The 13,639-nt window shown below is 52.3% G+C and carries 6 protein-coding genes; 4 read left to right on the top strand and 2 right to left on the bottom strand.

Annotated features, from left to right (window positions below; genetic code table 11):
- Positions 1-287: 287 nt before the first annotated feature.
- Together H8730_RS10505 and H8730_RS10500 are read right to left on the bottom strand one after the other, a co-directional pair.
- Positions 288-1,613, bottom strand: a complete 1,326-nt coding sequence (locus tag H8730_RS10505) for a sensor histidine kinase (RefSeq protein WP_177719635.1) — start codon at positions 1,611-1,613, stop codon at positions 288-290.
- Positions 1,613-2,338, bottom strand: a complete 726-nt coding sequence (locus tag H8730_RS10500; RefSeq protein WP_177719636.1) for a response regulator — start codon at positions 2,336-2,338, stop codon at positions 1,613-1,615. Before H8730_RS10500 ends, H8730_RS10505 begins: the two co-directional genes overlap by 1 nt.
- 172 nt (positions 2,339-2,510) lie before the next feature.
- Between H8730_RS10500 and H8730_RS10495 the strand changes: the two genes are divergently transcribed.
- The 4 genes from H8730_RS10495 (at position 2,511) to H8730_RS10480 (ending at position 13,587) form a co-directional block, all read left to right on the top strand.
- On the top strand, positions 2,511-4,454 hold the full coding sequence (locus H8730_RS10495) for a right-handed parallel beta-helix repeat-containing protein (RefSeq protein ID WP_177719637.1): 1,944 nt from the start codon (positions 2,511-2,513) through the stop codon (positions 4,452-4,454).
- Between the two features lie 232 nt (positions 4,455-4,686).
- The gene (locus H8730_RS10490) at positions 4,687-7,542 is read left to right on the top strand and encodes a leucine-rich repeat domain-containing protein (protein WP_249289810.1); all 2,856 of its coding nucleotides are present in this window, start codon (positions 4,687-4,689) and stop codon (positions 7,540-7,542) included.
- 490 nt (positions 7,543-8,032) lie between these two features.
- Positions 8,033-13,042 carry a hypothetical protein gene (locus H8730_RS17655; RefSeq protein WP_283243942.1) on the top strand — a complete coding sequence of 1,670 codons (5,010 nt, stop codon included), beginning with the start codon at positions 8,033-8,035 and terminating at the stop codon, positions 13,040-13,042.
- The gene (locus H8730_RS10480) at positions 13,042-13,587 is read left to right on the top strand and encodes a hypothetical protein (RefSeq protein ID WP_249289809.1); all 546 of its coding nucleotides are present in this window, start codon (positions 13,042-13,044) and stop codon (positions 13,585-13,587) included. The genes H8730_RS17655 and H8730_RS10480 overlap by 1 nt, the downstream gene beginning before the upstream one ends.
- Positions 13,588-13,639 lie beyond the last annotated feature (52 nt).

Raw genomic sequence — 13,639 nt, 5'->3', positions numbered from 1 at the left:
GGTCCTGGGAGTTGGCGTCAGACCGATGCCTAATCATTATACAGCTTAAACAATGAGAGGATTAAGTCCCAACTGGCTGTTGGGTACTGAAACCCTACACTTATATATTAGGAGGAGTCCGTATGTCAATCTGATATATCCATTTTGCCGAAGAACAAAAAAGACAAGCCCGCCGGAGCGACCTTGCATCCCTGTGTCGCTCGCAGGGCGAAATCGTAAAGCGCTCCGGCAGCAAAAGCTACCCGGAGGCGGTGGAGAGCTTTAGTATGTATACGTAAGCACCCTGTTCATGGAACATTCAGCAAGACAGAGACGCGAAAGCAGCCCTTTTCCGGTTTGATTTCCAGCATACCGTCATACTGCATCGCGATATTCCGGACAGATTCTAAACCGACGCCTACCCCCTTGTGCTTGGAGGAAAGGTAACGGCCTTCCCTGTCCTTTACAGGCTCCTTGCCATAGGTGTTTTCTACCTGAATGAATAAAGCGTCCAGCTGCGCCTTGGCTTTCACGGAAATTTTTGGATTCTTCTCAACGGATGCGCAGGCTTCCAATGCGTTTTCCAAAAGATTGCCCAGCAATACCGATAACACGTTGTCCGGGACGCCAAGCTGCTCCGGGAGAGACACCGATGCAGAAAAGTCAACCTGCTTTTCTTTGGACTGCTGTGCATAGTAGAGCAGCAGGATATTGGTAGCTTCATGTTTGCAGAACAATACCGCATCGTCATTCGGAAGCGACTGTCTGTAGCCTTGCAGATATTCATGCAGCTTGCCGTATTCTCCGGAGGTCAGGTAGCCGTCCATGACGGCGATATGATGCCGGAGATCGTGCCGCGCCTGACGGGTGGCGGCAATCTGCCGGTTCAGATTTTCATATTGAAGGCTTTGAATTTCAAGCTGGTGGTTCTGCGCTGCCAGCTTACTGCTTTTCTCCAATTCATTGATCAAACGGACAACGGTGTGATAGACCAAAAAGGCGCCCAGATTGGTGAGCAGGGTAAAGAGTACAGTGGAGAGTTTCAATGCGTTTTCCAGCGCCGCCGACCCATTTTGATAATTGAGATAATACCACAACAGATAGAAGGTGGCAGGAATCAGCCACAGATAATTCCAGGAGGGGGCTCCGGCGTCCTTGTTGATCCCATCCGAGTAGTATTTGTGGAAATACAGAGATAAGGGAACCGCCACAAGGAAAATGACGATCACGAGGCATAAGGAAAATGTCCAGCGATAAGCCTGCAGCGCCATCTCTCTGCCAAAAACCAGTCCCTCCAAATATTTGGCGCCGATAACGGCCATATTGACCACATTAGAAAGCATTAATAGGGTAAAAAGCTTTTTGCCAAAGGATACCTTTACTGCGACAAAATAAAATATCGCATAGATGGCAGTGGATGTCAGAGAAAGGAGCCCTTGAAACTGCCCAGGATGCAGAGCAGACAGCAACCCTATTGAGATATGTGTGGCCACCAATAGAATGGCTAGGGCGAGGGTCACAGCCATAGAAAATCGAAGCTGTCTGCGAAAGGGATAAAGCGCCAGCAGCATAAATGGTAAGAGGTTCAGAACGGAATAGATCGCAACCTCTGCGATTCGATAAGATGGCAACATCAGGTTTCCACCTCCCTGCGCATTTTGTCAAAGCGAAACCGGGTATAGGCATCCTTGGCCTCTTTGTATTTTCGGCGGGTGATATGGATGACATTCCCACTGCTGAGGATAAAGTCTTCTTCCGTCATTTTGACGACTTCATGAAAATTTATAATGATCCCTTTGACGGGAGAGAAAAAATACCCATAAGGGAGCAACAGCGCTTCCAGCTCCGCCTGAGACATCCGAATCCGATAGGGTTCCTCGCCTTTTACATAGAGCGTTACCACATGATTATAGTAATCCGTGAAGAGGATGTTGAAGATCAGAATAGGATGACCATCCGGCAGCGTCACGATTTTCATTTTTTCCAGAACATCCAGGTTCAGCCGCCGGAACATAGCAGCGATTCCCTCCTGAGTCACCGGCTTATGCAGGTAATACTGTGCGTTTACCTCATAGCTCTCAGAGGCAAACTCGTTGCTGGTGGTACAGAACACTAACCGTACCGTGTCATCCGCTTCCCGTATTTTGCGGGCGACGTCTACACCGGAGAGCCCGTCCATAAAAATGTCAAGAATCATGATATCATACGCGCCGGGCTGCCATTTGGCGAGGAAGGCTTCGCCGCTATCAAAGGCCTCGATTTTACTCGCCGGATAGCCGGAATTTGAAACTTCCGCTAACACCAGCCTGGACAGCGCTTCAATCTGGGCGCGGTCATCGTCTATGAGTGCAATTCGCACAAGCTCACCTCCAGTGCAAAAAAATTTACAATAAGTATACTCGAAAAAAATGAAAAAATCAACTTGTCTTTCTGCGCTTGCCATTGCCAATTCAGCCCAATTTGCGATAAAAAGGTAGATTTATTCCTCAATATATGATAAAATTGTGTAGTATAGAAAAGGAGGCAATAGCATGAAGTTTGGTTATCGTGGTAAAAAAAGAGAAACGGCTATAGGCGGGCGTCTGCTGTTAGCGCTCTGCATGGTGCTGACGCTTACGCCGGTGACGGTGTTTGCGGCAAGCTCGGATACCTGCCCCGGCGGCAGTACTTGCGCGCACGCGGCGGCCATTGGAAACGTGCATTACGATACGCTTCAGGAGGCAATAGACGAAGCGGCGTCCGGAAGCGAAATTGTGCTGCTGAAGAATACGGATGAAACGGAGGTGCGGTTCAAAAAAGAGGGAACCTACACGTTAAACCTCAACGAGAAAACCTTGAGCACAACGGCGGTAAACAGCGATATTATAGGGATTTTAACGCCGAATCTAACCTTGACCATTAAAAACGGCAGCCTAACCAGCGAAGCGGAGGGGACATATGGTATCTACGCCTATAACTCGACGCCTTCGGACGCCTCGATCAGAGACTGTGCAAATCTGAATCTGACATTGGACACCATTACGTTGACCTCAGCAGATCAATCTCTTGGCGTACAGGGGCTGAATTCAAATCAAAATGTTACGGTTCGGAACAGCGTCATAACGACACAGTCAACGGGGATCTATTTTCCGCCGAAAAGCGGCACTCTGACCATCGAAAACTCCACGATTACAGCGGTAGATAACGGCATCGTCGTCAAAGGCGGAGAGGTAGTGGTGAACGAGGATACCAAAATTACGGCAACCGGCACGCCGGAGCCCCATGATGAGCCCTACGATGGCAATACATCGGGATTGGGATTCCCGCAGACAGGCAACGCAATCTACGTGGAGGGCGGGTACACGGTTTCCAGCAACAGTGGGACAGTTGCGCGGCCAATCGCGGTGACAATCAACGACGGCACGTTTGAAAGCGAGAATGCAGTCGCAATTGCTGTAAACTATTTAACGGATACAAGCACACAGGGAGCCCAAATTACAGGCGGCGTGTTCTCCTCGGATGTTGAACAGTTTGTTGCGGAAGATGCCGCATCCGTTCGCGTGACTTCCGGGGAGGAATCCACGTTTTATGTCGGCACCTCTGAAACCGTGGCCCAGAGAGTCGCCGATGCTGTTGCATCTGGAGACACTGTCACAGTGAAGAATGGGGATGTATCCCTTACAGGGCTGCCGAACAACGTTACCGTTCAGAATGACGGCACCGGCAATGTAACCGCCAATGGCGTAGAAGTGGGAGATCGCTCGGTTATCACGCACACACACATTTGGGGAACTCCCACATGGGTGTGGGAAGATGATTATTCCGGCGCAACGGCAACGTTTACCTGCACCGGTGATGCATCCCACACCGAAATATTGTCCGCAGCGCTGACCGGTGAGACTGCGCCGGCCACCTGCACCGAAGCGGGGCAGACGGTTTATACCGCAAGCGTGGAGTTCAACGGAGAGACTTATACGGACACCAAGACGGCAGTGCTCCCTGCCGCCGGTCATACGCTGACCCACCATGAACGTGTGGAAGCGACCTGCACGGCAGAGGGGAGCAAAGAGTATTGGAGCTGCTCGGTTTGCGGGAAGAACTTCTCGGATGCAGAAGGTACAGACGAAATCACGGAGACCGTCATTCCGCTGATCGATCACACTTACGATAGCGGGTGGAAATCCGACGATACAAATCACTGGCATGAATGCGCCTGCGGCGCTAAGGCCGACGAAGCTGCCCATCACTTCAAATGGGTACTCGATAGAGAGGCCACGGAAACGGAAGCAGGCTCTAAGCATGAGGAATGCGAAGACTGTGGGTATCAAAAGGATGCAGTTGAAATCCCGGCAACGGGGACGGACACGATGGATCCGAGTGACAGTCCCCGGACAGGCGACAACAGGAATCCGCTGCTTTGGCTGCTTTTGCTTGTCCTCGCAGGCTCAGGCTTGACAGGCACGATTCTCTATAGCAGAGGAAAAAAAGTTAGCTGATCGATCGTCATTCTATTCGGAAGCGCTGGCGAAATTGTTTGCCAGCGCTTCTTTTCTGCCATTTTTAAGAGGAGCGTCAGTATTTGAAATCAATCAAGTCGTTTTACGACCAAAAAAGTTATGGGAATAGATTTTCTCAAAATAGGACTGTATAATAAATATGTCGATGATTAGAATAGGCAGCAACTTTCGCAACAGGAAACCAAAGGAATCAAGGAAGAAAGGAAACACTATGAAAATGAGAAAAGTCTTGTCTCTGATTTTATGCTTGTGCATGGTATTTGTACTATTGCCATCGGCAGCTATTGCTGCGGATTCGGAAGGTGAGTTCAAGGAAGAGGGCGGGGAACTTTATTTTTATCAGTCCCTGGACTTTACCCGCACGGATACCTATGGAAACGAATGGAGCTATACCATGAAGTATAAGCTGGACAGCACAACGCAGACGGCAACCTGTATGGGCGTAAACGGTGCGGTCAATGTTTTTACAGGGGAAGAGGAACTGAGGATTCTGGATACGATCACCTATCAGGATGTAGAATACACGGTAACGGCAGTGGGAGAATATGCGTTTCAATATAATAAGGCAAAGGTTATTACCCTTCCGGACACCATTACAAGGATCGAAGCGTATGCTTTCGACCACTGTGAGAAGGCTGAAAGCATCAATATACCCTCGAGCGTGACGTATATCGGAAGGGCGGCCTTTAATACGTGTACCGCACTGAAGGAGATTGTCATTCCTGACGGCATTACCGAGATACCGGCATCCGCCTTCATGGGCTGCTGGGCCGTCAGCTCGCTGACGATCCCGGACAGCGTTACGACTATCGGCCAGCAGGCATTTATGAATTTCGGCTACAAGGCCGATGAACCCATGGACGTAATCATTCCAAACAGCGTCACTTCTATTGAGAATAATGCATTTCGGAGTGCCAATATTAAATCCGTTACGTTTCCGGCAGGGAGAACGGAAACCTTGACGGTGGACGACGCCTTCCCCTCCTGTTCGAAGTTGGAAATGGTGACGATCCTAACGGGCCTGGTCTCATTTACGACAAATGTTGAATTCCGAGGCTGTTCTTCCACAGCGGTGGCCCTGATTCCGACCTCAGGCAATAATCTGGTCAGCGTCCCGACGGGAATTAAATATACGGCAAATGAGGATGGGAGAACGGTAACCATCACCCATGTCCTGAGAACGGCGCTGGATTCCACTCCGGCACAGATCGGCGACTGGTACGTCTCGGCGGTTCCCGCCGCTTACCAGTCCGTAGGAAAGCATGTCTGCTATTTTGGAGAAAATAATGCTCTGAAATATTGCACGATCTGCGGAGTGGAGAATGAAAACCATATCTGTGACTGGACAGGTGAATGGCTGTCCGACGAAAACGGCCACTGGCACGAATGCACCTGTGGAGATAAGAATGATGAAGCGGCCCATACATTTACCTGGATACTGGAATCCGAGACTGCTGTGTCGGAAACCGGGCATGAGGAGTGCGAAGATTGCGGCTACGAGAAAGCGTCGGTGAAGCTTCCCAAAACGGCGCCTGCCCAGCCGGCATATGACGATTTGAGCAACGGCGATTCCAATCATACGGCTATCGAGGTGATCCTTCATTGTGTAGAAGATGGCACCACCTGTTATGATGCCCACCTGAAACTGTTTGACAATACAGACAGCAGAGACGGTTACACTCTGGGCGAAGTCGCGTGGGATACCACGACCGGAAGATGGTACTGCGATGTCACGGTGTATGCGAAAGATTATATTGCACATTATAGTGGAACCAAGGGTGGAGACTATACGGCCCATGAGCTGGCGCAGGGGGAAGTCGCAAGTCAAGTGATACGCTTCTGGTATAGGGAGGAATATGCCCAAAAGGGCGTGAACCCATGGAGAGCGGAGGACGGTTCCAGCGTGACGTTTCAGCTCACCCATACGAAGATTGCGCGAACCATCACCTGCACGGTTATAAGCGTCACGAAAGATTCTGTAGAGCTTTCGGCAGAAGCCAGCCAGTTGGCGGACGACTGGGAATTTATTTATTACGCCGTGAGCGACACGCCGGACACGGTTCCGTCCGCTTCAGAATTTTCAATCTTTTCCAGCTTTGAGAACCTAAAGCCGGACACCACCTATTATTTCTGGGCAAAGGTGGGAAAAGATAACCAGACGGGGCTTCAGGAGGCCGTCAGCCGGCCGATACAAGTCACAACCGATCACGATTGGGATACGGCGTGGAGCGGCGACGATACCCACCACTGGCATGAATGCACCGCTGACGGCTGTACGATCACCGGAAACAGCCAAAAGCTCGGCTATGGAGTGCACACCGGCGGTACGGCAACCTGCCATACCAAAGCGGTCTGCGATGAGTGCGGAGAAGAGTACGGCGCCTTTGACGCCGCGAACCATGACGGCGGCACGGAGGAGCGGAATTCGGTAGCGGCTACCTGTACGGAAGACGGCTATACCGGAGACACCTACTGCATTGGCTGCGGTGAGAGAATTGCGGAGGGAAGCGTGATTGTGGCTTTCGGTCACACGCTGACGCACTGTGAACGGGTGGAAGCCACCTGCACCACTGAAGGCAACGCAGAGCATTGGCATTGTTCCGCTTGTGGCAAATATTTTGCAGATGCGGAAGGGACAAGTGAGATCCCAGATATCGTCATTCCGATGCTCGATCACGCCTACGGCAGGGAGTGGAAATTCGACGATACAAATCACTGGCATGAATGCGCCTGCGGCGCTAAGGCCGGCGAAGCCGCTCATAACTTTACATGGGTAACTGACAGGGAAGCCACGGAGACGGAAGCGGGCTCCAAGCACGAAGAATGTGAAGACTGCGGATATCGGGAAGCGGCGGTTGAAATTCCGGCAACGGGAGGCGGCACAGCCGAACCGGTGAATCCCCCCGATCCTACGGAGCCGGCCGCTCCAAGCAGACCAACCGATCCGGCCTCGCCGCAGACAGGTGACGGCAGCGGTCTGACACTTTGGCTGTTTCTGCTTTTCCTCGCAGGATCAGGCTTAGCTGGAACGGCCCTCTACAGCCGGAGGAAAAACTTCAACGGATAAAGCGTCTCACACGAAGCGAGCGCTTGCCTTCTATTGTACCGTCGCGTCAAGAGAGACAGAGCAATTTTTAGATGCCAATTAAGTCATTTTGCGACCAAAAAAGTCATAGCGATTGAAATTTAAAAAGAAGATTGTATAATTATTGACGATTATACGATGAAGGGATGCTTGGGGTGAAAGGCCAGTCTCGTGTACTCCTTTTGGGAAATGAAGTCTCTCATTGTCTTACAGCCAATAAGACGAATGTTAAAAAATGTTGACAGAAAGAGGCATACTTTTAGCAAGTGGACGATAGTTGTCCCCTTTTTTACCGTCAAATCTCCTTTTGTATAAACCTGAAAGGCACACCCTGTCCGTAATCATACAGGCGGGGTGCGCCTTTTCGCTGATTTCTCGCCTGCTGTAGAAAATGGCGGAAAGCGCTCATCTGTCCATATAGGAGCAGCGTCCTTCATATATATACAAATATTACCTTGAGAGGAGAACTCGTATGAGACGAAGCAAAATCATATCGTTTCTTTTGACTTTTGCAATGCTACTGTCCATGTCCCCCAGCGTGACGACGGCGGCAGAGACAGAGGATACTGCGGGCGAGATAGCCCTATTGAGTGAAGAGGGAAATGTGACTCTCTTTACAGCTTCGGCGACAGGCTGGCAGCCTAAGCCAACCAGATCGGTATCCAGCGCGAGTAGCTTTCCGCTGACGCTGAACAATGGGGAGATTTTGCAGATCAATGGCCCGATTACGTATACGGCTCCGACGGGACAAAGCCCAATTACAGTGGCGGATGGGGCCACGGTGAAAATTATTATCAATGGCAGTGTTGCGTTGTATGGCGCTGACGCTTCCGGCACGACCGGGGCGACAGCGGCCATCCGTGTGCCGGAAGGGGCAAAACTGACAATCTACAGTGCTCACGATGAAGAGCTTTCCACCTCTACCGCGGCGCCGGTGGACACGTTGACTGTCAAAGGAGGCAACGCGGCCTCTGGCAGTGACGGAGAAGCTGCAAGAAAATCGGGAAGAATGGATAATGGCAACCTTATCACGACATGGAGAACAGGAGCTGGCGGCAATGGCGGCGGAGGTGCAGCGGCAGCGATAGGCGGCAACGGAGGAACCGGCGGCCAAGGTGGTGCAAATCAGGACGGCGGTGCATGTGTATACGCAACTATACTCGGTATAAGTTTTTCTTATGGCGACGACCATAGAGGTTCCAGTGGATTCTCGGGCAGCGCTGGCGGCAGTGGACAGGGAGCGGGAACGATCTATATCTCCGGCCGTTTAAACCTAAACGCTGTCGGCGGCGAGGCGGCCAGCGGTGGCAATGGCGGAGCCGGTTGCGGCGGCTATGCAAGTACAAGTTATAAAGACACAATGGCTGGCGGCTGCGGCGGAGGTGGAGGCGGAGGGGGCGGCACTTCCGCTCCTGCGATTGGCGCCGGCGGCGCCGGTGGTTCCGGTGGTGGCAGCGGCGGCACGCTAAGCTCCGACTATAAAGGCAACGTCCAAGGCTGCGGAGGGGGCGGCGGAGGCGGCGGCTGGCCCAACGGAGGGGGCGGTGGAGGTGGCGGAGCAGAATGCTCCAAAGCCTTAGATGAGAAAGACGACACTTCTTCAGGTGGAGCTGGCGGCGCCGGTGGCGCAGCAGGGGCGACAGGCTCTGCCGGTTCCTCAGGGACACAGACAGGTACCAGCGGCCATGGTTTAGGCGATGCGAACCCTGGTGGCGGTGGCGCAGGTGGCAGCGGTATAGGAACAGGTACGTCTTCTGCATCAGGCGGAATCGGCGGCTCTGACACTGTAAAGGACTACTACAGCGGCGGCGCAGGTGGCTCCGGCGGCGCCTCCGTAGCGTTGACGGCCTGGCACAGTGCTGGGAAACTGATCCTTTCCACCGCCGCAAATATCAGCAACGATTCCTGGGGCGATGGAGGCGGAAACGGCACTGCTGTAGCAATGGATCCCTATCTGATCCTCGACTTGATGGACTGTTCTGTTAAATTGAATCCTGGAAGTTATACATACAGCGGCACCCAGTGTACGCCGTCCGTTTCTTCTATCAGTTATAATCATTTTACGGACCGAGACGGAGAGGTAGTCAATGGCGATAATAGTGGGCTTTATTTGAATCCTGCAACGGGTTTTATAATATCCGGGTACGGAGAAAATGTGCATTGTAAGACGGGGACCATTACATTGACAGGAAGCCAGGATACCAACCGCACAGCGGTTACAACGGACCAGGCAAAAATTGGCTCGATCACCGTTTCATTTTCCATCAACAAGGCTGATTTGACAGCTTCAATCTCGGCGGATAAGACCACCATGTACAGCGGACAGCCGGTCATGTTGTCTCTCCGTGATTACACTTCAGGGACAGCGGGAACAGGGAGCTTAAGTGAGCTTCTCCGGGAAAGCAGCCAGAAGGCGGAAGGTCCTCAGGTAACCTGGTCGGTGGTGAATGGGTCCGGGAGTTTTTCCGGCAGTGGTCTGAGTACGACATTTACGCCGGACTCTACCGGCACGGTGACGGTGCGGGCGACTCTGACGGACATGAATGATTTTAACGAGTATACAACAGAAGCGATACCCCTGACGGTTCAGAAAAGGACGGCTCTTACCGCGTCTCTCTCTACGGACGCGCCGCATCCGCGCAAGGAGGTTTCGGTCAATCTTCCGACAGGGGTGACAAGTGCGACGTATCAATGGTATGCAGATGGAGCAGAGATCAGCGGAGCGACCAACGCAGCCTACACACCCACCAACAGCGACAGAGGGAAGACCCTGTCGGTGAAGATCGTGCCGGACGCCAGCTCCCAGTACGCGGAGGCAACGGTGACGGCCGCGAATCCGGTGGAGGATCACAAATACAGCGGCAACGGCTTTTGCACGGTTTGTGATGAATATGAACCGGCTACCCTGTCCGGCGATACATACCAAATCGGCAACGGCGGCCAGATGTTTTGGTTTGCGTCTCTCGTCAACGGGGATAAGACGCACGCGGAGTTTACCGGCAGAAATCAAATCGCCGCCGGTGTGCTGACAGCAAACATTGATTTGGAAAACCGGGAGTGGAAACCGATAGCAGAATTTAACGGCCGCTTCGACGGACAGAATTATACGATTTCCAAATTTAAGCTCACAGAGACCAAGTCCTATATCGGCTTCTTTGGCAGCAGTGCCGGAACGATTCGCAGCTTTACGCTGGAGGGGACGATTACCCTGTCTGGCATTGATGCGGAGCGCGTGGGCGGCGTAGTCGGCTATGCCAATGGCGCGACGCTCTCGAATATCATCTCTGCTGTCCATATCCGTAACGAGAACAGCGCCTATAAACATGTGGGCGGCGTGGTAGGCGGCATAGATGATGGTGAAACCGTGATTGAGCAGTGTCTGTTTACCGGTTCCATAACCCTTTCCAGTTCAGCAGACTGTATTGGAGGAATCGTGGGCTATTCCAGAAAAGGCGCGCGTATCAGCCATTGCGCCAATCTGGGGACGGTGACAGCAACGGAGTCGGGCGCTTATGTAGGCGGAATATTGGGATATCTGAACAATTCCAATCCGAGTCTCAAAAACTGCTATAACTACGGCGAGGTGAAAAACGGCGGAGGAGACCACTGCGGCGCCATCGTTGGTTGGCTGCGAACGCACAGTGCGGCTAAGCTCACCGACAACTATTATCTGGATACTTCTGCTCCCAGTGCTTTCGGCAGCGGCAGCAGTTCCACATCAGCAAAGGCTCCGGCCAAGGACGCGGCTGCCTTCGCAAGCGGCGAGGTCTGCTACTTAGTAAACGGCAGTTCCAGCGCGGACGATGTGATCTGGCGGCAGGATGTGGATAACGGCAATATACCATATGACGCGTATCCGATGTTCGGCGGCGGGATCGTGTACAGGAATCAGTCGCACGACTGTACAGCGGGTGATTATCTCTACGCGTACTCTAATTCCGTAGAGGAAGAAGATCACGTAAATCATGACTATGTCAATGGCTTCTGCGCTTGCTGTGACGCACGCCAGCCGGCGGAAACGTCAAACGGTATTTACCAGATCACCAACGGCGGGCAGCTCTACTGGTTTGCGGAGCAGCTCAACAGCGGCGGGATTGCTGCAGGCAGTAATGCTGTGCTGACGGCGGATATCGATCTGGAGGGCAGCCAAAATGGGAAGCCGGCCGGGTATGCGGGCGTCACAAAAGATCGGAACTTCCCCGGTATCGGTACTGCGAGCAGAAAGTATCAAGGCACTTTTACAGGCAGCGGATACACCATTTCTGCGCTGTATATTGACCGGGAGAATAAAGGAGCATCGCAATCGATAGACGGTGTCGGATTATTTGGCTGTACAAGCGGGGCCACGATCTCCGGGCTGACGGTTCGAGGACAGCTTTCCATATCCGGAAGCGGCGATCATGCGATCCAGCGTGTCGGTGGCATCGTTGGGTATTCACTGAATACAGACTTATCAGAGGTAAATTCCTATGTGAATATTCAGAACAGTGGTGCCGGCAATCTTGCCCATGTCGGAGGCATAGTCGGTACGGCCATGGAACAAGGCTCCATTTTCAAGTGCATGTACTTTGGTTCTATGGATTTGGCGAATACCCGTGAATGTATCGGAGGCATTGCAGGCTATACGAACACCACGACAATCAGCTACTGCGCCAACCACGGATCTGTAAAGACCGATGCGGCAGACGGCTATATAGGCGGTATTTTGGGGTATATCAATCATACTAGCGGCGGTGTCCGCAACTGCTACAACTACGGCAAGGTGCAAAACGGCGGCGGCAATTACTGCGGCGCCATTGTCGGACGGCTGTACGGTCATACGGCAGCGCATTATACCGACAATTACTATCTGGATACCTCGGCGCCTAATGGATTCGGCAGCGGCAGCGACAGCACTACGGCAAGCGCTCCGACCAAAACCGCAGCGCAGTTTGAGAGCGGCGAAGTCTGCTATCTGGTGAACAGCGAGACCAGCACCGGCGGCAAGGCGATCTGGAAGCAGGACATTGACAACGGCAATACGCCTTATGATAGGTATCCGGTATTCGATGCTGCAGCAGTCTACTTCCGCAGCGATGACACCTACAGCAATGATCCGGAGCAGATATCCGTAACGATCAGCTGGGGCGCTATGGAATTCAATTACAATGAAGGACAGTGGGATCCGGATGACCATACCTACAGCGGCGGCTGGTCGCCAAAGACAGCGAATGGCAACGATCTGACAGTGGTAAACAACAGCAACGTAGCGGTCGGAACAGAGTTTATCTTTGCGCCGGAAACGATTTACAGCACCAGTTATACCCTGACAGGCACGTTTAGTAGCGGTGTGGCAGGACAGATCAATCGGATGAAACCCGGCGATACGATTTCTACCGAGCTCAATCTGAAGTCTTTGAAACCGGATAGTTTAAAAGATCAGACCCAAAAAATCGGCACGATTACAGTGCGCCTGACGACTGTGGGAGGAGGTGGTAACTGATGGCAGCGCATGAGCGGAAAAAGGAAGAAAAAAGCAGGACAAAATGGCTTTTACTTTTTCTTCTGCTTCTTCTCCTGATCGCTTCTATCAGCATTACCATCTGGGCGTTGTTCTTCCGGCGGGTCCCTACCCTGGCGCCGGACTACGCACCACGGCAGGAGGAACCGTACGCCGAGGATATGGGAGATGATAGCGACGAGAAGCTGACGCAGGTGGAAGGCGGCGGAGCGGTGAGCCTGACGTATACGACAGAGGTTCATATCGTTTTATCAGAGGAGCGGGCAACGCTGTACTTTGCAAATCCTTCTAAATCCAATCAGGACATGGTTCTCCAGATTCTTGTGCAGGATGTGGTGATCGCCCAGTCCGGAACGATCCTCCCTGGCAAGCAGATTGAGAAGCTGGATCTGCTGGAGGACGCGGCAGCAAAGCTACAGCCCGGCGGATACAACGGCGAGTTTGTGGTGTTGTATTACCAGCCTGACACCCACGAAAAGACCATTGTCAATACTGAAATCCCCGTGAATATCACGGTAGAATCATAACTTTGCTCAGGGCGCAGAGAAGCGTTTTGAAATACAAAATATATCAAGAAAA

The sequence above is a fragment of the Bianquea renquensis genome, assembly GCF_014384895.1.
GTDB lineage: Bacteria > Bacillota > Clostridia > Lachnospirales > Bianqueaceae > Bianquea > Bianquea renquensis.
The sequence above is the reverse complement of the archived record's forward strand: the minus strand, read 5'-3'. Positions and strand labels throughout refer to the sequence as shown.